19 protein-coding genes are annotated in these 22527 nt (G+C 67.1%); 12 read left to right on the plus strand and 7 right to left on the minus strand.

Going from position 1 to position 22527, the window contains the following annotated elements:
- Window positions 1-103: 103 nt before the first annotated feature.
- From OHQ90_RS08875 to OHQ90_RS08900, 6 genes are all read left to right on the plus strand, one after another.
- The gene (locus tag OHQ90_RS08875) at window positions 104-3931 is read left to right on the plus strand and encodes an ATP-binding protein (protein ID WP_328408993.1); all 3828 of its coding nucleotides are present in this window, start codon (window positions 104-106) and stop codon (window positions 3929-3931) included.
- The gene (locus OHQ90_RS08880; protein WP_011207200.1) at window positions 3928-4341 is read left to right on the plus strand and encodes a roadblock/LC7 domain-containing protein; all 414 of its coding nucleotides are present in this window, start codon (window positions 3928-3930) and stop codon (window positions 4339-4341) included. The genes OHQ90_RS08875 and OHQ90_RS08880 overlap by 4 nt, the downstream gene beginning before the upstream one ends.
- 7 nt (window positions 4342-4348) lie before the next feature.
- On the plus strand, window positions 4349-4723 hold the full coding sequence (locus OHQ90_RS08885; protein WP_040686485.1) for a DUF742 domain-containing protein: 375 nt from the start codon (window positions 4349-4351) through the stop codon (window positions 4721-4723).
- Entirely contained in the window at window positions 4704-5306 is a 603-nt protein-coding gene (locus OHQ90_RS08890) for a GTP-binding protein (protein WP_328408996.1), read from the plus strand. The genes OHQ90_RS08885 and OHQ90_RS08890 overlap by 20 nt, the downstream gene beginning before the upstream one ends.
- Before the next feature lie 51 nt (window positions 5307-5357).
- Window positions 5358-6893 carry a carboxyl transferase domain-containing protein gene (locus OHQ90_RS08895; RefSeq protein ID WP_328408998.1) on the plus strand — a complete coding sequence of 512 codons (1536 nt, stop codon included), beginning with the start codon at window positions 5358-5360 and terminating at the stop codon, window positions 6891-6893.
- Between the two features lie 115 nt (window positions 6894-7008).
- Entirely contained in the window at window positions 7009-7863 is an 855-nt protein-coding gene (locus OHQ90_RS08900; RefSeq protein ID WP_328409000.1) for an aldo/keto reductase, read from the plus strand.
- Here the strand turns inward: OHQ90_RS08900 and OHQ90_RS08905 are convergent.
- Window positions 7844-8950 carry an NAD(P)-binding domain-containing protein gene (locus OHQ90_RS08905; RefSeq protein ID WP_328409002.1) on the minus strand — a complete coding sequence of 369 codons (1107 nt, stop codon included), beginning with the start codon at window positions 8948-8950 and terminating at the stop codon, window positions 7844-7846. The two genes, OHQ90_RS08900 and OHQ90_RS08905, sit on opposite strands and share 20 nt — an antisense overlap.
- Before the next feature lie 103 nt (window positions 8951-9053).
- Between OHQ90_RS08905 and OHQ90_RS08910 the strand changes: the two genes are divergently transcribed.
- From OHQ90_RS08910 to OHQ90_RS08930, 5 genes are all read left to right on the plus strand, one after another.
- Window positions 9054-9779 carry an enoyl-CoA hydratase gene (locus tag OHQ90_RS08910; RefSeq protein WP_328409004.1) on the plus strand — a complete coding sequence of 242 codons (726 nt, stop codon included), beginning with the start codon at window positions 9054-9056 and terminating at the stop codon, window positions 9777-9779.
- A gap of 1 nt (window position 9780) precedes the next feature.
- The gene (locus tag OHQ90_RS08915) at window positions 9781-10923 is read left to right on the plus strand and encodes an MBL fold metallo-hydrolase (protein WP_328409006.1); all 1143 of its coding nucleotides are present in this window, start codon (window positions 9781-9783) and stop codon (window positions 10921-10923) included.
- 241 nt (window positions 10924-11164) lie between these two features.
- The gene (locus OHQ90_RS08920; RefSeq protein ID WP_328409008.1) at window positions 11165-11371 is read left to right on the plus strand and encodes an antitoxin; all 207 of its coding nucleotides are present in this window, start codon (window positions 11165-11167) and stop codon (window positions 11369-11371) included.
- 49 nt (window positions 11372-11420) lie between these two features.
- A complete protein-coding gene (locus OHQ90_RS08925; protein WP_328409010.1) occupies window positions 11421-13730 on the plus strand; it encodes an ATP-dependent DNA ligase in 2310 nt (769 codons plus the stop codon).
- Between the two features lie 180 nt (window positions 13731-13910).
- On the plus strand, window positions 13911-14090 hold the full coding sequence (locus OHQ90_RS08930; RefSeq protein ID WP_328409012.1) for an antitoxin: 180 nt from the start codon (window positions 13911-13913) through the stop codon (window positions 14088-14090).
- 68 nt (window positions 14091-14158) lie between these two features.
- Here the strand turns inward: OHQ90_RS08930 and OHQ90_RS08935 are convergent, their stop codons facing one another.
- A complete protein-coding gene (locus OHQ90_RS08935) occupies window positions 14159-14902 on the minus strand; it encodes a cysteine hydrolase family protein (protein WP_328409014.1) in 744 nt (247 codons plus the stop codon).
- A 177-nt stretch (window positions 14903-15079) separates the two neighbouring features.
- Between OHQ90_RS08935 and OHQ90_RS08940 the strand changes: the two genes are divergently transcribed.
- A complete protein-coding gene (locus OHQ90_RS08940) occupies window positions 15080-16321 on the plus strand; it encodes a lipase family protein (protein WP_328409015.1) in 1242 nt (413 codons plus the stop codon).
- A 64-nt stretch (window positions 16322-16385) separates the two neighbouring features.
- Here the strand turns inward: OHQ90_RS08940 and OHQ90_RS08945 are convergent, their stop codons facing one another.
- From OHQ90_RS08945 to OHQ90_RS08965, 5 genes are all read right to left on the minus strand, one after another.
- Window positions 16386-17033, minus strand: a complete 648-nt coding sequence (locus OHQ90_RS08945; protein ID WP_328409017.1) for an ammonium transporter — start codon at window positions 17031-17033, stop codon at window positions 16386-16388.
- 233 nt (window positions 17034-17266) lie between these two features.
- Complete coding sequence (locus OHQ90_RS08950; protein WP_328409019.1) at window positions 17267-17944, minus strand: hypothetical protein; 678 nt, start codon at window positions 17942-17944, stop codon at window positions 17267-17269.
- A 112-nt stretch (window positions 17945-18056) separates the two neighbouring features.
- Window positions 18057-18794: an energy-coupling factor transporter transmembrane component T family protein gene (locus tag OHQ90_RS08955; RefSeq protein WP_328412727.1), complete on the minus strand. Its 738-nt coding sequence runs from the start codon at window positions 18792-18794 to the stop codon at window positions 18057-18059.
- Window positions 18794-20899: a DUF2232 domain-containing protein gene (locus OHQ90_RS08960; RefSeq protein WP_328409020.1), complete on the minus strand. Its 2106-nt coding sequence runs from the start codon at window positions 20897-20899 to the stop codon at window positions 18794-18796. The genes OHQ90_RS08955 and OHQ90_RS08960 overlap by 1 nt, the downstream gene beginning before the upstream one ends.
- Before the next feature lie 137 nt (window positions 20900-21036).
- On the minus strand, window positions 21037-22503 hold the full coding sequence (locus tag OHQ90_RS08965) for a flavin-containing monooxygenase (protein WP_328409022.1): 1467 nt from the start codon (window positions 22501-22503) through the stop codon (window positions 21037-21039).
- Window positions 22504-22527 lie beyond the last annotated feature (24 nt).

Below are 22527 nucleotides of genomic sequence, written 5' to 3' on the forward strand. Positions count from 1 at the left end.
CCAGCCGCAGTTCCTCGGCCAGCTCTGCCTGTCGAGCCAGCATGCGAGTGTGGAGGTTCGCTGATGGCGCGTGGTTGGGGCCAGTTTGGAAAGTGAGTGGGAGATGCGTGACGCCGCTAGGTCCGGCAGCAAACGCTGGGCGCTCGGCAACTGGGACCTGCGTTGGAAGGTTACGGCGGTTTTGGCCGTGCCGCTCGCAGTCGCGGTCGGCCTCGGCGTGTCCAGGATTGCTTCCGAGTTCGCCGAGGCGAACCGGCTCGCCGGTGCCGCCGAGAACATCGGCGCCATCCCGGCCGTAACCGCGCTCAGTGCGCAGACGGCGACGACCGCCGCCTCGCAGATGATTGCGCTGTTCCCTGGTGCACCGTCGATCGTGTCGGACAAGAACCTCGCCGACCTCGATGCCGCCATCGGCAATGCGGAAGCAGTTGGCCCCCAGCTGAACGCTGTGTCGGGCGCTCGCGCGTCGCTGGACAACATGCTCACCCAGGCAAAAGCCGTGCGTGCGCAGGGTAAGGCCACCTCGACCCAGTCGGGCGCCGAGATCATCGCGATGATCGACCGGGTCCGCAACGACAGCGTGCGCATCGTCGAGTCCACGGTCGGTCAGGTCAGCGACCCCGCCATCGATACGGCGAAGCTACGTCTTGTCGACTCGCTCAACACCCGCGCCTCACTCGTCGGTGAGATCGCCGCGTTCCCCGAGATCCTGCGCAATGCGCAGGTCGGCGTGCAGGCCTTCCTCACCGCGGCGAACACCGAGCGCTCGCTGCTCAATGTTCTCGCGCACCGGTTCGCCGACGGTGATACCTCGATCGCCGACGTGCGGGCCGGCATCGATACCCGAATCGGGCTGCTGAGCAGCCCACAGGCGCAATCCGGTCAGCTCCCGGTCGGCGACCTGAAGAACTCGCTCACCGCCAGCCTCGATGTCTACGAGCGCGTCGTCGGCAAGGCGACCAAGGACATCGACTCGTCGATGAATGAGCTGGTGTCGACGGCCAACGCCGACGCGTGGACCTACACCGCGGTCGTCATCGCCACTATCCTCGCCGCGCTGCTGCTCGCGGTCTTCGTGGCGCGCTCGATGATCGTGCCGCTGCACCGGCTGCGCCTCGCGGCGCTGCGGGTGGCCGAGAGCGATCTGCCATATGAGGTCGCCCAGCTGCGAAACGGCGCTTCCCCGGAGGACGTGCCGCTGGAGCCGATGCCGGTGCGCAGCACCGAGGAGATCGGTCAGCTGGCCCGCGCCGTCGACGACATCCACGGACAGGCGCTGCGTCTGGCCAGCGATCAGGCGCAGATGCGTTCTCAGGTCAACGACATGTTCGAGACCCTGGCGCGCCGGTCCAAGTCGCTCGTCGACCATCAGCTCACGCTGATCGAGGCGATGGAGTACGACGAGAAGGATCCGCGACTGCTGGAGAACCTCTTCCGGCTGGACCACCTCGCCGCTCGTATGCGTCGTAACGGTGACAACCTGCTGATTCTGGCCGGTACCAAGCAGCGCCGCGCCAAGTCCGCTCCGGTCGAGATCGCCGACGTGCTGCGCGCCGCGATCTCCGAGGTCGAGGACTACGAACGCGTCAAGCTCGGTGCGACACCGCGCGGTTCGCTCAAAGAACCCGCTGCCTCGGATATGGCGCACCTGTTCGCCGAGTTGCTCGATAACGCGCTGCGTGCTTCACCGCCCGAAACCGACGTGAAATTCACCTTCGCGCAGGCCCACGACCAGGGCATGCTCATCGAAGTGGCCGACCGGGGTATCGGTATGCCGCCCTCGGAGATGGCCGATATCAACCGCAGGCTGGAGCAAACCGCCGAGCCGGGCCCCGACACCGCACGGCACATGGGTCTTTTCGTGGTCGGCAGGTTGGCCGAGCGGCACGGACTCACGGTCCGATTGCGGCCGACCTTCGATACCGCGCGGGACCCGGGTGTCACCGTGACCGTGCATGTGCCGGGCGGCCTGATCGTCATCGGACAGGGACAGCAATCCGCACTGCCGACGCAGGCCGCGCCCCAGGTGTCGGCCGGTGCTCCACAACGGCAGGCGAGTTCATCATCGATGCAGATGCGGGGAATTACCAGGACTCCTGGGGGCAATGTGATGGTCACCGTCGATCCCGGGGTGAGCGGCCCGATTCCGGTCAGCAGCCCGGCCCCCGCGGACGGTGGTCCGGCCGCGGCAGGCGGTGGCTTGCCGCAGCGGTCGCCTGGATCGACGATGTCCGCTGGCCTGAGCCCCAATTCGACTCAGGGCGGTCCGTCTCTGCGCCCCACAACCGGACAGGCGCCGAGCGGTCCGCAGCGCGGCAAGCTCGCCGCGGCGAGCTTGCCCAAGCGCAGCGTGTCGCCGGGTGGTCCGCCGCCGCGCCAGCCGGATGGCGGCGAACCGATCGTGACGGGTCTGCCGCCGCGTGATGCGAACTCCGGTGAGCTGCCACTGCGGCAGCCGGGCGCCAATGGTGTGCCACGGCCTTCCACAAGCGGTGGTTTGCCGCAGCGTCAGCCGGGCACCACGACTGGCCTGCCGCAGCGTCAGTCGGGTCTGAACGGTGTGCCGCCGCGCGAACCAGGTTCGAGTGGTCTGCCCCAGCGTGAGTCGAACACGGGTGGTTTGCCGCAGCGTGAGCCGAGTTCCGGTGGTTTGCCGCAGCGTGACTCGGGCACCGGTGGTTTGCCGCAGCGTGACTCGGGCACGGGCGGTTTGCCGCAGCGTCAGTCGGGTCTGAACGGTCTGCCAACCCGCGACCCTGCTTCGGATGGTTTGCCGCAGCGTGATTCCGGTCCGAACGGTCTGCCGACGCGCGATCCCGCTTCGGGTGGTCTACCGCAACGTTCGTCGGGCCTGAACGGTCTGCCGCAGCGGGAACCCGGTGCCAACGGTCTGCCGCAACGGGAGTCCGGTGCCAACGGTCTGCCGCAACGGGAGTCCGGTGCCAACGGTCTGCCGCAACGGGAGTCCGGTGCCAACGGTCTGCCGCAACGGGAGTCCGGTGCCAACGGTTTGCCGCAGCGGGAGTCCGGTGCCAACGGCCTGCCGCAACGGGAGTCCGGGGCGAGTGGCCTCCCGCAGCGTGAGTCGAACACGGGTGGTTTGCCGCAGCGTGATTCGGGTCTGGGTGGTTTGCCGCAGCGTGACCCGAGCACGGGTGGTTTGCCGCAGCGTGATTCGGGTCTGGGTGGTTTGCCGCAGCGTGATTCGGGTCTGGGTGGTTTGCCGCAGCGCGACTCGAGCACGGGCGGTTTGCCCCAGCGTCAGCCTGCGGCGACGAACTTGCCGCAGCGGGACGCGCTGGGCGATCTACCGCAGCGTCAGCCCGGCTCACAGGTGCCGCCTGGTTTGCCGCAGCGTGACCCGAACACCGGTGGTCTGCCGCAACGTGAATCGACATCCGGCCTCGGTCTGCCGCAGCGCGAGCGCGGCAACCCGCAGCCACCGAGCGGCGAACAGCCCGCGCTCTCCGATTCCGGAGCGCCGTTGGCAGGCCGCGACCCCGGCCGCCACAGCTTCAAGGCCGATACGGGCAAGGCCGCGTCGTTCTTCCAGACCAGGCTGCAGCCTGCGGCGGAAACCAACTCGCCTATGGACAGCCCGATCTTCGCCGAAATGATGTCGGCGTGGCTGACAGATCCGAACCCGGACCGGTCCCAGGTGGCCGCGTCCTTCGAATCGCCGGGCGACGAAGGATGGCAGGCGGCTCGCGCGGCGAGCGAAGCCCAGGCCGAAACAAAGACAGCCGCCGGGTTGCCCCAACGCAATCCGGGCGGAAGGCTGGTCCCCGGCGCCGTAAGCGGCGCCGCGGATCGGGCGGCACGTCGCGATCCAGAAACGATCAGGTCCAGCTTGAGTCGTCACCAGCAGGGCGTCCGGGATGGCCGCGCAATGAAGGCAACGAACCTAACCGGAGATAAAGGAGACCGATGAACCCCGATCTAGGTGGTACGAATCGTCAGCTGGATTGGCTGGTTTCGAACTTCGCCAACGAGGTTCCTGGCGTAGCTCATGCCGTCCTGGTCTCGGCTGACGGGCTACTCATGGCCGCGAGCGCCCAGCTGCCCGTCGATCGCGCCGAACAGCTCTCGGCTGTCACGGCGGGACTCGCCAGCCTCTCGGTCGGCGTCTCGAACCTGTTCGAGGGCGGCACCGTTTTGCAGTCGGTGGTCGAGATGGAGCACGGCTACCTGCTACTCATGGCAGTCGGCGACGGCTCTTACCTCGCGGTGCTGACCAACACGTCCTGCGACATCGGTCAGGTCGGATACGAAATGGCCTTGTTGGTCGAGCGTGTTGGCCAGACAGTGCAGGCCACGCCACGCGTCACGATGGGTTCCTGATGGTGGGATGGACATAGACGATCACCGCATGGGGAGCGCCGAGCCGAGCCTCGTACGCCCATACTCATTGACTGCGGGCCGCACCAGGCCCGCAGTCGAGTTGGCGTTGGAAGCCCTCGTCGCATCGCATCCGGTCGCCCTGGAGCGGCAGTTCGAACTGACCAACATCGAGACGTCCATCGTGGAGTTGTGCAGAGAATCGCCGTCCGTTGCCGAGGTAGCGGCGCGTTTGGGTATCCCGATCGGGGTGGCCAGGGTGCTTGTGGCCGACCTCATCGAGGCCGGGCACGTCCGAGTTTCGGCGACTTTGAAAGACGATTCCAGCGACGATGAACGTCGCGAGCTGATCGAAAGGGTTCTCAGTGGACTCCGGCGTATTTGATTCGACGGCACAGGTCGATACCCGAACCAGCAAGCCAACCTCGGCGAAGATCGTCGTCGCCGGCGGCTTCGGTGTCGGCAAGACCACGTTGGTCGGTGCTGTTTCGGAGATTGTTCCGCTGCGCACCGAGGCGTTGGTGACCAATGCCAGCACCGGAATCGACAACCTGACGGGTGTTCCGATGAAGTCCACCACCACGGTGGCCATGGACTTCGGTCGGATCAGCCTTGCCGACGATTTGGTCCTGTACCTGTTCGGTACGCCGGGCCAGTATCGGTTCTGGTTCATGTGGGACGACCTGATCCGCGGCGCCATCGGCGCCGTGGTGCTGGTCGACACCCGCAGGCTCGAGGACAGCTTCGCGGCCGTCGACTACTTCGAAGCGCGCAACCTACCGTTCCTGGTTGCGCTCAACGAGTTCGACGACGCACCGCGCTACCCGATCGAGGACATCCGTCAGGCGCTCGCGGTGCCTGCGGATGTGCCGATTCTGTCGATCGACGCGCGGCGGCGTGAGCCCGCCAAGCATGCGCTGGTCTCGTTGACCGAGTACGCCCTGCGCAAGGTGATGCAGGGCTACTGAGTTGCTCGCGCGGCGCGCATCGAATCAAGACCGGGTAGTTATTCTCCCTCGGTGAGGATTTCGGCGCGCGAACTGCTCGGGCAACTGCTCGACCCGGACTCATTTGTCAGTTGGGATCGGCCACCCGTCGCGGTGGCCTGCACCCGGCGGTATCACGAGGATCTGTGTAAGGCCGCGGTCGCGGCGGGCACCGATGAGTCGGTGCTCACCGGCGAGGGGCTTTTGCGTGGCCGCAGGGTGGCCGTAATCGCTTGTGAGTTCGGATTTCTGGCGGGCTCCGTCGGGGTTGCCGCCGCCGAGCGGATAGTCTCGGCGGTCGAGCGTGCCACTGGGTCCGGCCTGCCGCTGCTTGCTTCACCAACATCCGGGGGCACCAGGATGCAGGAGGGCACGGTTGCCTTCGTGCAGATGGTGAAGATCGCAGGCGCCGTCGCCACCCATAAGGCCGCGGGCCATCCCTATCTGGTGTATCTGCGCGATCCGACCATGGGCGGGGTGTTCGCCTCGTGGGGCTCGCTGGGGCATATGACCTTTGCCGAACCCGGCGCGTTGATCGGGTTTCTCGGCCCTCGGGTCTACAAAGCGTTGTACGGCAAGGACTTTCCCGAGGGTGTCCAAACCGCGGAGAACCTCTATCACAGTGGTGTCATCGACGGCGTGGTCCCGGTGCCGGTGTTCCGCCGCATCGCGCACCGCGCCTTGAGTGTACTCAGCGGTGTGCCGGATCCTGTTGCGGCGGAACCGGGTTGGGCCGCGCCCAGGCACCACGATGGTGGGGATCTCGAGGGCGCGGATCTCTCGAGCCGAGCGTCCGAAGGCTCGGCCTGGGAGTCGGTGACCATCTCGCGCCGCCCGGGTCGGCCCGGCCTGCGCGACCTGTTACGTCATGTGACGCAACGGGTTCCGCTCAGCGGCACCGGTCAGGGCGAATCCGATCGCACCATTGTGCATGCGCTGGCCAGGTTTCGAGGCAGGCCCTGCGTGGTGTTCGGGCACGACCGCTCGGGCCAGCAGGGCGAGCACACCATGGGCCCGGCTGCACTCCGGGAGGCCAGGCGCAGCATGGCACTTGCCCAAGAGTTGCGACTGCCGCTGGTACTGGTGATCGACACTGTCGGCGCGGCGTTGTCGAAGGAGGCGGAAGAGCGCGGACTCGCTCCCGAAATCGCCCGCTGCATAGCCGATTTGGTGACCCTGGACACCCCCACCATCTCGGTGCTGCTCGGTCAGGGCACCGGCGGCGGAGCGCTGGCGCTACTGCCCGCGGACCGGGTGCTCGCCGCCACGCACGGCTGGCTGGCGCCGCTGCCACCGGAGGGCGCGAGCGCTATCGTCTACCGCGACATCGACCATGCGCCGGAGCTGGCCGATGCGCAACGCATCCGCGCCGCCGACCTGTGCGCGGACGGCATCGTGGACCGCATCGTGCCGGAGCTCCCGGACGCGGCCGACGAGCCGGTCGATTTCGCCCGTCGCATGGTCGCCGCCATCGCGGCGGAGCTCACCGAGCTGCAGGACCGACCGCTCGCGGAGCTTCGCGCAGCGCGCCACAACCGCTACCGCAGACTGGGTCTCCCCGGGCGGTGACAGGTCGATCCGAACCGAATCGTCGGAGGTAAATCTAGGCCCCACCAGCGAATTGTGAGCCAACACGCCAAGTGGTGTCGTTGACGACTCGCGGTAGCACTTCTACCGTCGATAGGTGACCTTCAGAAGCGAGACATGCGCCATCCCCTCGATTGTGCTGAATGACGGGAACGTGATCCCGCAGCTCGGCTTCGGTGTATTCCAAGTGCCACCCGATGAGGTTTTCCCGGTGGTCACCGCTGCATTGGAGGTCGGCTACCGCAGCATCGACACCGCCGCCATCTACGGCAACGAGGAGGGCACGGGCCGCGCCATCCGGGAGTTCGGGCTGCCGCGCGACGAGGTCTACGTGACAACGAAGCTGTGGAACTCCGAGCAGGGTTACGACTCCACGCTGCGCGGCTTCGACGCGAGCATGCAGCGACTCGGCCTGGAATATCTCGACCTCTTTCTGATCCACTGGCCGGTCGCGCAGGCCGATCGCTACATCGACACCTTCCGCGCTTTCAAAGCATTGAAGTCGCAGGGCCGGATCCGGTCGATCGGCGTCTCGAACTTCACTCTCCCCGATCTCGAGCGGCTCATCGGCGAGACCGGCGAGATCCCGGTGGTCAACCAGATCGAGTTGCATCCGAGGCTGGCTCAGCGCGAGCTGCGCGCCTTCCACGACAACAACGCCATCGCCACCGAGGCGTGGAGCCCGCTCGGCCAGGGCACCCTGCTCGACGACCACACCATCGTCTCCATTGCCAACGAGGTGGGCCGCACTCCGGCACAGGTGATCATCCGCTGGCACTTACAGCTGGGCATCATCGTGATCCCGAAGTCCGTCACCCCCGCGCGCATCGCCGGCAATTTCGATGTTTTCGGTTTCGAACTCACCCCCGAGCAGATGGATGCGATCAACGCCTTGGACAAGGGCGCACGGATCGGCCCCGACCCGGCGATGTTCACAGCCGGCTTGGTATAGCCAGATACTTGCTGAGCTCCACCGCGGCGGCGCGACCCGCTCGGTTCGCGCCGATGGTGCTCGCCGACGGGCCGTAGCCGATGAGGTGAATGCGCGGGTCGTTCGCGACCTGGGTGGCGAGGCGGCCGGTCATGGTGATGCCCCCGCCGGGGCCGCGCAGGCGCAGTGGCGCGAGGTGGTCGAGGGCGCTGCGGAATCCGGTGGCCCAGAGGATGACATCCGCGTGCTGGAACGAACCGTCGGCCCAGCGCACGCCGTCCGGTTCGATGCTGCGGAATATCGGATGCCGGTCCAGTGCACCCCTGGCCTGCGCGGCCCGCAGCCGGTCGTCGAGCCGCAGTCCCGTCACCGAGACCACTGAACCCGGTGGCAGTCCCCGCCGCACGCGGTCCTCGACCATGGCGACGGCGGTGCGGCCGTCTTCCTCGGCGAAGGTATCCCGGAACACCGGTTCGGACCTGGTGACCCAGGTGGTCGTCGTGACCTGGGAGATCTCGTCGAGCAGCTGTACGGCCGAGACACCGCCGCCGACCACGACAACATGCTTGCCGGTGAATTCGTCGGCAGTGCGGTAGTCGCGGGTATGTAGTTGCCGTCCCGCGAAGGTCTCCGCACCCGGGTACCGCGGGATGAACGGATGTTCCCAGGTTCCGGTGCCGTTGATCAGCCCACGCACCCGGATCGTCCCGGCGGAGTCGGTCTCGACGTTGAGAATTCGAGTGCCCGCCGGATCGTCGTCAGCGCGGCGATCACAGACGACCTTGACCGACACCTGTCGTCGCACCCTGAGGTCGAACCGTTTTTCGTACAGCTCGTAATAGCGCGGCACTGCGGTGGCCGCGGGCGCGGACTCGGATCCCTCTGGCAATGTCTCGGCGAACGACATACCGGGCAGATCGTGCACCCGGTTCACCGTGGTCAGCGTCAGCGACGGCCAGCGAAACTGCCAGGCGCCGCCGGGCCCCGGCGCGTGGTCCACGATCAGGAAGTCGCGTTCGGCACGCAATCCGAGGCGCTGTAAGTGGTAGCCGGCCGACAGCCCGGCCTGACCGGCACCGATCACCAGGATGTCGAAATCAGTCGGCACAGCCGCCGATCGTATCTCTTCTCCTAGTGCCTGACCGGTCTGTGCCGTCGACTGTGGCAGAGTTGACTGTAACCACTCGAACCGGTCAGTTGGGGAGGACGCAATGCTCGGTGTCAGCCGCGATGGCGACGTAGTCACCATCGAATTGCAGCGCGAGGAGCGTCGCAACGCGCTCAACAATGAATTAGTGACACAGCTGAGCGAAGCAGTGCGCACGGCGGCCCAGGATGCGCGAGTGATCGTGCTGACCGGGCGGGGCCCGATCTTCAGCGCGGGCGCGGATCTGTCGGGCGTCTACTCCGACGAGTTCCTCAGTGGCCTGCTCGACATGCTGCACACCATCGAGTCGGTTCCGGTGCCGGTGATCTCCGCGATCAACGGTGCTGCGCTCGGCGCGGGCGTGCAGATCGCCTTGGCCTCCGACCTTCGAGTGCTCGAGCCCGATGCCTACATCGCGATTCCCGCGGCCAAGCTCGGCATTACGGTCGACCGCTGGACTGTCCGGCGGCTGGCGTCGCTGCTCGGCGGCGGTCCCGCCCGCACCGTCCTGTTGGGTGCGGAACCGATCTCGGCCGCCGACGCCTACGCCTTCGGCTTCGCCAACAAGCTCGGCACGCTCGCCGACGCGCAGGCGTGGGCGCAGTCGATCGCCGGACTTGCGCCCCTGTCGCTGCGCCACATGAAACTGGTATTCAACGACGACGGCACCCGCGATCCGGAGAACCAGCTGCAGCGCGCGGCGCTGCATGCCGCGTGGAACAGCGCGGATGCCCGAGAGGGCCGCTTGGCCAGACAAGAGAAGCGCGCCGCGAAGTTCGTGGGGCGATGACATGAACCTGAAGACGATCATCGGCGCCGCTGCGGGCATGCTGGGCGTCGCATGGGTGGTGCGCGCGGTGTGGGATATCCCCTCCGCGATCGGCGCTTCGATGTCGGCCATTCAGCCATACGCCTCCGGTGCCGCGAGCTACCGCAATCGCCAGTTCCACAACACCGAGGCCAGTAGCCAGATCGTCGCGGGTTCGGCGCTTTCGCTGCTGTATTCGGCGTTGACCCGGCGCAATGCCGGTCGTCCGCGCGGGGTGATTCCGCTGGAGACCCCCGAGGTGCCGTCGGCGGCCGCCGATCTCGCGGTCACCTGGTACGGGCACGCTTCTGCGCTCGTCGAGGTGGACGGGTACCGGATTCTCACCGATCCCGTATGGAGCGAACGGGTTTCGCCGTCGGCGGTAGTCGGCCCGACGCGGATGCATCCGGTCCCGACGCCGTTGTCGGAGCTGCCGCCAGTGGACGCCGTGATCATCTCCCACGATCACTACGACCATCTGGACAAGGCCACCGTCCGGCAGCTCGTGCTCGCTCAGGCCGCGCCGTTCCTGGTACCCATCGGCATCGGCGCGCACCTGCGGCACTGGGGTGTTCCAGAGCATCGGATCATCGAATTGGATTGGGGCGGTTCGATTTCGCTGGCGGCACTCGGTCGCGAGCGGGACGGCACCGACCTGGTGATCACCTGTACGGAGGCTCGGCATTTCTCCGGCCGGGGCCTGGTGCGCAACACCACGCTGTGGGCCTCCTGGTCCCTCGTCGGTCCGACCCGTCGGGTGTATTTCGGCGGAGACACCGGCTATACCACGGCCTTTGCCGAGGCCGGTGCGGCGCTCGGTCCGTTCGACCTGACGTTGCTGCCGATCGGCGCCTATGACGAACGCTGGCCCGATGTGCACATGAACCCGGAGGAAGCGGTGCGCGCCCACGCCGATCTGTGCGTCGACGACCCGGGCCACGGCATGCTGGTGCCCATTCACTGGGCGACCTTCAATCTGGCCTTCCACGGATGGTCGGAGCCGGTGCGCAGGATGGTCGAGGCGGCGCGGGCGGCGGGCACCTCGATCGCGGTGCCGATGCCGGGGGAGCGCGTGCATCCCGATGGGCTCCCAGCACGGGATTCGTGGTGGGAAGATGTGGGTTGAACACCTCGGTTAGGCGTACCTCCGCCTTCGCTCCGGCCATGCGCTGGGCTGCGGGTGGACTGCGTCCAACAGTGTCCGTTAGGCGTACCTCCGCCTTCGCTCCGGCCATGCGCTGGGCTGCGGGTGGACTGCGTCCAACAGTGTCCGTTAGGCGTACCTCCGCCTTCGCTCCGGCCATGCGCTGGGCTGCGGGTGGACTGCGTCCAACAGTGTCCGTTAGGCAACAGGAAGGAACGATGGCATGAGTCTCGTGGACAGTCTGAAGGGCCTGGTCGGCAAGGGTAAGGACGCGGCGGCCAAGAACGCCGGCAAGATCAACGAAGCGGTCGACAAGGCCGGTGACTTCATCGACGAGAAGACCAAGGGCAAGTACTCGGACAAGATCGAGAAGGGCAAGGAGGCCGCCAAGAAGGTGGTCCCGCCGGAGCAGCCCGGTCCGCAGGCTTGATGTGCGGCGGGGGCCGAATCGTGTCGGTCCCCGCCAGTAAAATTCGGCTATGGTGACCCGCCGTAGTTTCGGTGGCAGCTCGGGCCTGCCGGGCATCGAGGTTGAATTGAGCAACCTCGACAAGGTGCTGTATCCCGCGACCGGAACAACAAAAGGCGAGGTCATCGCCTATTATTCGGCCATCGCCCCGGCCATGCTCCCGCATATTGCCGACCGCCCTGTGACCAGGAAGCGTTGGCCCAACGGCGTCGACGAGCCGTCGTTCTTCGAGAAGAACCTTGCCGCACACGCTCCGTCGTGGCTGGAGCGCCACACCGTCGAGCATTCCGATCGCCGCGTGGTTTATCCGGTGATCGATTCCGAGGCCGGCCTGGCCTGGCTAGGGCAGCAGGCCGCGCTGGAAGTCCATGTGCCGCAATGGCGTTTCGACGGCGACGAGATCGGTCCCGCAACCAGGCTGGTGTTCGACCTCGACCCGGGGCCGGGTGCGGGCCTGGCCGAATGCGCAAAGGTCGCGCTCGCGGTGCGCGACATGGTCGAGGGCATCGGGCTGCACGCGTTCCCGGTTACCAGTGGTAGCAAGGGAATTCACATCTATGTGCCGCTGGACCGCGAGTTGAGTCCCGGCGGCGCGTCCGCGGTGGCCAAACAGGTAGCCACGAATCTCCAACAGCTGCACCCGGATCTGGTGACCGCGACCATGGCGAAAGCGGTGCGCACCGGCAAGGTCTTCTTGGACTGGAGCCAGAACAACCCCGCCAAGACCACGATCGCGCCGTACTCGCTACGCGGCCGGGCCCATCCCAATGCGGCGGCGCCGCGCAGTTGGTCGGAGATCGAGAATCGGAAAAAGCTGCGGCACTTGCGTTTCGACGAGGTGCTTGCGCGCTGGCAGGACGACGGCGATCTGCTCGCCGGGCTCGATCCACCGCTGTCGAACACCGACGCGCTGACGAAATACCGGTCGATGCGCGATCCGGCGCGGACACCCGAGCCGGTGCCTGCCGCTGTGTCGACTTCGGGTACCGGTGATCGGTTCGTCGTTCAGGAACATCATGCGCGGCGGCTGCATTGGGACGTCCGGCTCGAACGCGACGGAGTGCTGGTGTCGTGGGCCGTGCCGAAGGGCCCGCCGACCTCGTCGGAGCAGAATCGGCTCGCCGTGCATACCGAGGACCATCCGCTGGAATACCTGGACTTCCACGGCGCGATCCCGAAGGGCCAGTACGGCGCCGGCGAAATGACGATCTGGGATTCCGGCACCTACGAGACCGAGAAATGGCGCGACGACGAGGTGATCGTCACGTTCCACGGCACCCGGTTGCAAGGCCGCTACGCCCTGATCCGGACCAACGGCAATCAGTGGCTGATGCACCTGATGCGCGAGCAGTCACCACCAGCCGATGACACCGAACGTGACAGGCCGAACGGAGGTGCCCGGGCGCTCACCCCGGCGCCGCGGCCGAGCGGCCCCGCACCGTTTCCGCGTGGTCTCGAGCCGATGCTGGCAACCCACGGCGAGGTCGCCGGCCTCGATGCCGCCGACTGGTGCTTCGAGACCAAGTGGGACGGCTTCCGGCTGATCGCCGAAATCGAGTCCGGCACACTCACCTTGCGCAGCCGTGCGGGCAATGTGGTGACCAGTCGATACTCGGGGATGCGCACGCTGGCCACGGAACTGGCGGGCCACAACGTTGTGCTCGACGGTGAGGCCGTGGTGTTCGACGACCACGGCGTCGCCAATCTCGGTCTGCTGCAGGCCGATGCCGCGCGGGCCGCCTTCGTCGCCTTCGACGTGCTGTACCTCGACGGGACTTCGCTTGTGCGCAAACGGTATTCGGATCGTCGGCGGGTGCTCGAGGCGCTCGCCGCGCAGGCGCCCTCGATGCTGGTGCCGCCGCGGTTGGACGGTTCGGGTGCCGACGCGCTGGACTACAGCAGGCAGCAGCGGCTGGAAGGTGTGGTCGCCAAGCGCAAGGACTCGGTCTACCTGCCCGGCAAGCGCGGGCACTCCTGGGTGAAAGAGCGCAACTGGCGCACCCAGCAGGTGGTGATCGGCGGCTGGCGGCGCAGCGAGGCGCGGGATTTCAAATCACTGCTGGTCGGCATCCCGCACGAGGGCAGGCTGTATTACGTGGGCCGGGTCGGCACCGGCTTCAACGAGCCCGACATGAAGGACTTGGCCACCCGCCTATCGAAATTGGCGCGCAAAACCAGCCCGTTCGACAACGACCTGACCACCGAGGAACGCAAGGAAGCAGTCTGGGTGACTCCCGAACTGGCCGGAACCGTGCGCTTCATGAACTGGACCGAAACCGGCCGACTCTGGCACCCGGCCTGGCTGGGACTATCGGACTGATCCCGCCGACCGCGCGGATGGCCGTTGCGCTGGGGTCGAGATACTCAACTTCGTTGCGCCCGTTCGCCTGGAAGCCGGCGGTCTCGCGCTGGTCGACGAAATGCAAGTGGCGCTTGGGTACGGTTGATTCGCTGATGTATCGGCTCGACACTGTGTCGGCTCGCGAACAAGGAGTGCCCTGTGGATTTCAAGAACCTGGCGAACAAGGCGATGGACCTGGCCCAGAAGAACGCCGACAAGGTGGATACGGTCATCGAGAAAGCGGGCGATCTGGTCGACAAGAAGACCGACGGCAAGTTCGCGGCTCAGGTCGACAGCGCTCAGGAAGCTGCCAAGAAGGCAGTGCGCGAGCAGGGGTGAGCGCCGGATTGTGGTAGTCGACCGGGGACATTCGGTTCCCCGGTCGACGAATGTCTCGCAGGCGAAGCTCAGGCGGGCTCGCCTGCGAGCAGCGGAAGAATGGTCGCGGTGTCGGTCACCATGGCGTGGCCCTGGAACTCGAATTCGTCGTAGGCCCGGGTCATCGCTTCCTTGTCGCGGCCGCCGCAGGCGTCGCTGATGACAATCGGCACGAAGCCCAGATCGGTCGAGTGGGTGACCGTCGGGGCGATGCCGATCTCCAGCGCAACCCCGACGATGGCGTACGCACCGATGCCGAGGTCGCGCAGCACCGCGGCCAGCGGCGTGCCCTCGAACGCCGACATCGATGTCTTGTCGAACACCACCTCGTCGGCGGTCGGCCGGAGCTCGGGCACCAGTTCGAAGGCCGGGGTGTCGCGCTGGAGGATGAACTTCACGTCGTCGACCGAATCCGCCTGCTGCCAGCTCATCGCCATCCGCAGCGCGAACGTCCCGCTCAGCCTGCGCGGCAGGAAGAAATGCCGCAGGAAGATCACGGGATAGCCGCCGCGGCGGGCCGCCTCGACTACGCGCGCGACCCGCTCGATGATCTCCTCGCTGTCCGGTAGTTGGCTGAGCACACCGACCTGCATGTCGTAGACGATGACGGCCATGCGGTGCGGGGCACACACATCGGCGAGTTCTTCGGGTATGTCCAGTCCGTTGCCGTGTCGCAAGGTCAGCTCAACTCCATCCTCGATACCCCGAACACCGTCCGGACCCGTTCCGGCGGCGATTCGGTTGCGCTTGCTATTCGATTGTGCGGTGGGCACTTTCGAACCCACTGTAACCATGGATGACCAGGACGAGTGCGGCGGTGGGCTTGCCCGCGAGTGACCGTTGCCGGGTCCGGTATTCGGCAGTACCGTGGGTGTCCCGAGGCAGGGCAGAGTCGGCGCCGACGCACCCGGCGCGACTGTGTCGCGCCGTGTCGGAACATTGGAGGCCCGATGAAAATCCTCCGTGGAAGGTGGCGTGCCACAGCGCCGGCCTGGGTTCTCGCTGCCGTTGCGATGGTGATCTCGGCCTCGGTGATGATGGCGCCCGCCGCAGGAGCGTATGTGCCGCGACCGGACGCCGATCCGTTCTACGCCGCACCCGCCGACCTGGCCGACTATCCGGACGGTGCGATCACGCGCTCGCGGCAGATCCCGCTCTACGGTCTGCCCCTCCCGGTTTCAGCGTGGCAGGTGCAGTACCGGACCAATGACGCGAGCGACCGGCCGGTGCCGGGGATGACCACCGTGATGGTGCCGAACCTGCCCTGGTTCGGGCCGGGCGAAAGGCCGCTGCTGTCCTACCAGATCGCCGAGGACGGCCTCGGCAGCCAGTGCGCGCCTTCCTACGCCCTGCGCGGCGGATGGGAGATCGGCGGCATCAGCACCTGGATCGACACCCCGTTCTTGGCCGCGGCGCTGCTCCGCGGCTGGGCGGTGGTGACCAGCGACTACGAGGGCCCGCAGTCCCGATTCCTGGACGGGGTGAACTCCGGGCGCGGCGTGCTCGACGGCATTCGCGCTGCCCGCGCCCTCGCGCCGGGCGGGATCGGGCCGACGAGTCCGCTTGGGGCTTGGGGCTACTCGGGTGGCGCGTTCGCCACGCTGTGGGCGGCGCAGCTGCAACCGGACTACGCACCCGACGTCCGTTTCGCGGGCATTACCTCCGGTGGTGTGCCCGCGAACTGGCCCGCCATCGCGCAAGGTGTGGACGGCACTGTCCAGGCCGGTCTTACGATGTTGGTCTTGCTCGCGGTCGCGCAGAACAACCCGGATGCGGGCATCGTAGAGATGCTCAATGACCGGGGTCGCAGGATGCTGGCCGAGGACGCGACCGCCTGCGGTTTGGACCTGATCGTCAAATACCTCAATGCTCGGGTCGACGATTACACGATCGAGCCGAATCTGCTGTCGCACCCGAGCTTCCGGGCGGCCACCGATCCGCAGGAGCTCGGTGCAGGCGCGCCGCGGGCGCCCACATACCTCTACCACAGCACGACCGACGACGTGATCCCCGTCGCGGGCTTCACCGAACTGCTCGACCGATACTGTGCGCAGGGCGCCGACATCAGCTTCGTGTATTCGTTGCTGCCGAGCCATAACCCGACCGCTGCCGGGGAGGCCGCCGGTGCGATGGGCTATCTTGCCGACCGATTTGCGGGTGTGCCGGTTGCCCCTGGTTGTCATGGCAGGTGACACCGGAAATGCCGAGGCGCGCACCGACTCGGGTGGGTCGGTGCGCGCCTGAGGGAGTGTCGACTTAGCGAACCGGGTTCGCCGGGTCGGCGAACTTCGTGGTTCCCGGCGGGGCGGTCAGGGTGCTGACCAGGTCGATGCCCGCGATCAGCAGCGCGGGTCCGCCCACCACGATGGTGCCGATGACACCACCGATCGCGGCGCCCGCGACGACGCTGGCAACTACGCCCGGACCACTGACGATACCGGTCAGTCCGACCAGGGCGCCGATCACCGTGCCGATGAAACCGCCTATCGCCGTGGCGATTCCGAACTGCGACAGGAACGTATCCTGTGCTTGCTGGTTCTCCTCGGTCGAGGCGATTGCGGTCAGCGGCGCCGGGTGAGCCTGCGCGTAGTCCTTGACCGGGGTCAGCTCGAGCACCCGGCCCGCGTTGTGCACCGCGTGCGGCAGCGGGAACTCGAGTCCGTCCTGGCGGAACGACAGCGGCAGCGTGAGCACCGTGTTGCCCGTCGGGTCCTTGATGTCGACTGAATTGCCGGCCACCTCGAACACCCCGCCGGTCAGCGTGGTGACGACCTTGCCACCGACCAGCTTGGTCTCGTACCCGATTCCGGGTGCGGGCGCCGGTTGCGCATGGGAGGTGCCCGCGCCGACCGCCACCGCGGCGACGATCGGGACTGCGGCCGCAGTGATCTTGCGGAGAATCATTGGGGTGTTCCAATCTTCATCAGGTTTCAAGCTCTACCCAACGCCACACACGTCGAAATTCCTTCCCCCGAACGTGTGTGCAGAGATTTGATGTGATCCAGAGAACCGGTACTGCGAAGGTCACCGTACCGCGCGGACGGGTGTTTGGACCGCGATTTGAGGGGTAATCGTTTCTGTTTCAGGTGACGAAATCCGCTATAGCGCTTCGCTATCCGGCCAGGCGTGGCCCGCGGTCAGTTCAGCACATTGATCGCGCGCGCGATCACCAGCGCCGCCAGGACAAGTGATATCGCCGACTGCGCCATCATCATCGTCTTCGCCCATCGTGACATCGGCATCACATCGGTCGGGCTGAAGGCGGTCGCGTTGGTGAACGCCAGGTACAGGTAGTCCACGAACTGCGGCTCCCATTCGGGCTCGGCCAGTTCCGGGTTCTGCATCTGCACGAACAGGAAGTCCGGCAGCGTCTTGCGCGCGTGCGCTCGCGCGGCGGGGCCACCGCGGTCGAACTCCCAGTAGCCCAACCCGAACACGACCACATTGGTCAACCAGATGGCGCCGCCGGAGCCGAGCAATTTCGCCGGGTCATCGCTGAGCGTCCTATCGATCAGCCCGACCACCAGCCGATCCGCCGACCACGCAGTGGCCAGCGCCAACAGCGCGATGAGAGCCAGCCCGCCCCAGCGTAACCAGGTCTCCTCGCGGTCGATCCGCACCGGATTCGCCACCACGAGGAACCCGAGCACCACCACCTCCAGCGCGGGCAACAGCCACGCGGGTTCCGGCCTGAACTGATTCGGCAGCAGCACTTGCAACACCACGATCGCCAGCACCGCGGTGGTGGCCGCAATCCGTGACTCACCCGCCGTCCTGCGCTGCCAGGCCGGAACGTCGTCGTCGCTGTCGGTCACACCGGCCAGTATCGCCCTGCCGAGGGCGAATCCGACACTTGCCACGCATTGGCCGCGACCAGCAGTGCCGCCTGACGCCGATACCCGTCTGCTGCTGCGCCACGGCGGCGAGTCAGAGCAGCAGATCGAGCCCGATCGCGCCGGCACAGACGGCGACGACGACGGCCAACGCCATCGCATCGCGGCGACCGGGAGCGCTGGGGTGCGCGGTGAGTTGGCCGGTGCCGCCGCGGGCCGTGATCGCCTCACCCAATTCGCCTGCGCGGCGGGTGGACACGGCCATTGCGGCGGTGAGAATGTCGATCAGCGGATGATCGGCAGCACGTTGCAACATGCCATCCTTCGGCCGCAGCTTGCGGGCCGCGCGCAGGACCCGCATCTCGTCCATGAGCAGCGGCAGACCGCGCAGCGTGAGGGCTACGACAACGGCCCATTCATCCACGGGCAACCGAAGTTTGCGCAGTGGCGCCGCCATCTTGGCGAGGGCGGGGGCGACATCGCCGAGCGGTGTGGTCCAGGCGATCATGAGCGAGGCGGCGAGCAGGACCAGACCGAACGTCGCGATCTGCATATAGCGCAGCACGGCCGTGCCGCCGACCAGGACATTGATCAACGCGCCGACGCCGAGCAACGCCCAGAACCACCAGGGCAGTCGCGGCAGCGTGCCGAGCGGCAGCCGGGCGATCACGCCGATCAGCAGCAGAAACGCGACGACAACGCCGAGCACCGGCCACGACGGCTGGAACATCAGCAGCAGGCTGATCAGAAACGCCGCAATCATTTTGGTGCCCGCCCAGAGGCTGTGCACCGGGCTGGACACCGGGACTTCGCGGAAGAGGACTGCGCTCATCATCGCCCTCCGTGCTCGAGGCGCCACGCTGTCGCGGCACGTGGATCGAGGTGTTGTGCGGATATCTCGGACATATTCGCGAGGTTGGGCACCGGCGCGGCTCCGAGGATGCGTCCGGACTGTAAGTGCACGGTCCGGTCGCACACGCCGGCCAGATCGTCGACGTCGTGCGAGATGACGATCAGGGTGAGACCGGAATCGCGCAGGCGGGCAAGGAGCTCGACGACATCGGCGCGACCCTCGGGGTCCAGGCCTGCCAACGGTTCGTCGAGTACGACGACCTGCGGGTGGCTGGCCACAATGGCCGCGAGCACCACCCGCTTCGCCTGCCCACCGCTGAGTTCCTCGATGGATCGCGCGGCCAGCCGCCGATCCAGGCCGACGGCATCCAAGGCGCGCCCGACCGCGCCGGAGCCGGTGGCCCGCCCGCCCCAGTCGGCGATCTCCGCGCCGACCGTCTGCTTCTGCATCTGCAACCGAGAATGCTGGAATGCCAGCGCGACTCGGCCGATTCGTTTGGCGATCGGCTTGCCCGCGAGTTCGCAGCGGCCCGAGCTCGGTTCGATCAGTCCGGCCATGATCCAGGCGAGAGTGGATTTGCCCGATCCATTGCCGCCGACGATCAGCAGCGCTTCACCGCGCCGGACCGAGAGGTCGACCGAGTGCAATGCCGGTGTCTCCCAAGGTGTTCCACGGTTGTAGGTGTGCCGGACATCGCGTAGCTCGAGCACCGGCTCGCCCATGGGCCTGCGGCGCGCGTCACGAACCGGCAGTGGCCAGGCGGGCAAGTGTTCGACCGTGCGCCCGCTCGACAGGTGCACGACTCGATCGGCGGCCGCGGCATCGGCTTCGTGGTGGGTCACCAGCACCACCGCCATGTGGTGTCGTTTCGGTAGTCCGGCCAGCAGCGTGACCAGGTCCCGACGGCCGTCGGGATCGATCATCGAGGTGGCCTCGTCGGCGATGAGCAGTGCCGGACGTCGTGCCAGCGCCGCGGCGACCGCGAGCCGCTGCTGCTGGCCGCCGGAGAGGGTGGCGGTCTCTTTGTCGCCCATGCCGTCGAGGCCGACCTCGCGCAGCAGCGCGTCGATGTCGACCGCGGCGGCCAACTCCTCGGACAGGCCCCACACCACGTCGTCGGCCACGAGTACGCCGAGGGTCTGGCTCTCGGGCCGCTGCAGCACCAGCGCGGTCCCGCCGAGGTGGCCCAGGCCTGCGGATCCCGGACGGAGCACGGTGCCCGAAGTCGGTGGGTGGCCGGCCAGCAACCGGGTCAGCGTCGATTTTCCGGAGCCGTTGTGGCCCACGATCGCCACGAACTCATCGATGGCGACGGTGAGGTCGATGCCGCGCAAAGCGTCCACCGCCGCCCCCGGGTAGCGGAAGGTGACATCGCGCAGCGTCACCGGCAGCGGTGCGATGGGGCGGTCGTCGGGCGGCGCGTCGAGCCGATCGCGGCCGGGTAGATCGACAAGCCGGTCCAATACCGAGCCGAGGACGAACCAGGAGAACACCGCGCTCAGCACGATCCCGGCGGTCACCGCCGCGGTGAACCAGACCCACCACGATGCGATCACGGCATCGGTGAGGTCGGCGGCGAGCCGGCCGAGCGGCTCCAGCTGTGGCTGCCGCGCCGCGAGGTTCTCGAAGCCGTGGGCGAGATTGCGGATGCTGTCGAACAACAGGTTGCGGGAGCGGGAGAAAACCAGCAGGCTTCCGACGGCGAAGGCGGCCCACGCCAGTCCGACGAGCACCGCGAGTCCGAGCACCGCGAACAGCCCGCCGCCACGTCGCTTGACCGTGCCGATAATGCCCGCGAGAGTGGCGGAGCTCACCAGGCCGACGGCCGGCGCGATGCCCGCGGCGACGAAGGTGACCAGTGCCGCGGCGATGGTGGCGGTCAGCAGGGCACGCAGGCGATAGCGATAAGCCAGCAGGCCGAGCGGCACTGCGGCGACCAGTTGTAGTCCGGCGGCGAACGGGATCACCGATCCGATCGTGACCAGCCCTACTGTGACACCGCCCAGCACCGCACCGGTGGCCAATTCGATCGGGCGCAGCGGTCCGCGCTCGATGGGGCCTACGGCCGAGGGCAGATCATTCACGCAACAAGTCTGCCCGTTCGAACCTCGCCGTGCTCGGGCCCGCCGAGGATGGGGGTCGCCCGTCGCCTCGATAGGGCCTCGTTGTGGTGCGGGCCGGGGCGGCGGCGGCGGCACACGGCTGCCCTGCGACCGCGAGGTCAGGCAGCGGGAGTCAGGGCGTAGTCGGCGGCGTTCACCCTGCGGAGTTTGCGGCGGTAACTGATCTGGGTGCCCGGCCAGTTGTTGGTGATGCGACCCGATGCATTGCGGTACCAGCTGGAGCAGAAGTTCCACGGGGTCTTGGCCAGGCGCTGTTGCAGGGCGGTGTTGAACTGCTGTTCCGGCTCGGCGCGTACCTCGAGGTAGTGGCCGGGGCTGGTGGCGAGCAGTTCGATCGCTTTGCGGATGTAGCGGGCCTGGGATTCGATCATGTAGATGATCGAGCCGACGCCGAGATTGGTGTTCGGCCCGTAGACGAGGAACAGATTCGGGAAATCCGGCACCGTGATGCCGTAGTAGGCGTGCGCGCCGCCCTGCCAGGCATCGGAGAGCTTGCGGCCCGCGCGGCCGTAGATGCTGATGGGCCACAGGAATTCGGTGCCCTTGAAGCCGGTCCCGTAGATGATCACATCCGCTCGGTGTGCCTTGCCATCGGCGGTGCGCAGGCCGTCGGGGGTGATCTCGGTGATCGCCGCGGTCTCCACCTGGACGTTCGGCTGGGTCAGCGCGGGGAAATAGTCGTTGGAGAACAGCCCGCGCTTACAACCGATCGGATAGTCCGGGCTGAGCTTGGCGCGCAGTTCCGGATCGGTGATCTGCTCTTCCAGATGCCGTGTCGCGATGCCGCCGACCAGCTTGGCAATCCGCGGAAACTCGACGAGTCCGAGCGCCACGAATTCGGCGATGGCCCACCACCCGAATCGTTCGGCCAGCAGTGCGCCGGGCACCCGTGCGAATAATTTGTGCTGGATCGGCTTGTAGTCGGTGTCGAACTTGGGCAGCACCCAGGCCGGCGTGCGCTGGAACAGCGTGAGGTGGGCGACCGACGGCTGGATCTCCGGGATGTATTGGATGGCGCTGGCACCGGTGCCGATGCAGGCCACCTGTTTCCCGGTGAGTTCGACGCTGTGGTCCCATTCGGCGGAGTGGAAGGCCTGCCCCGCGAAGGTGTCGATGCCGGGGATATTGGGCATGGCGGGGCGCGAGAGCTGACCGACGGCGGGGATCAGCACATCGGCGGTTCTCGCGATCCCGTCGGCGGTCCGCACTGTCCAGCGGCCCGTGCTGTCGTCGAACTCGGCGTCGGTCACCTCGGCGCCGAAGTGGATGCGCTCGAGCAGGTGGTGCCGGTCGGCGACACCGCGCAGGTAGTCGTGGATGGCGGCCCGGCCGGAGTAGCGCTGCGGCCAGTCCGGCTTGGGCTCGTAGGAGAACGAATACAGCGGCGACGGCACGTCACAGGCGGCGCCGGGATAGGTGTTCTCCCGCCAGACGCCGCCGATATCGGCGGCCCGCTCCAGGATGGTGATGTCGTCGAAACCGCTACGGCGCAGTTCTATGGCCATCCCGATGCCGCCGAAGCCGGATCCGATGATGATGACCGACGGCCGATTGTCCGCGTCCATGTGACACCCCTCACAACAAGTGCT

The organism is Nocardia sp. NBC_00403, from assembly GCF_036046055.1.
Classification (GTDB): domain Bacteria; phylum Actinomycetota; class Actinomycetes; order Mycobacteriales; family Mycobacteriaceae; genus Nocardia.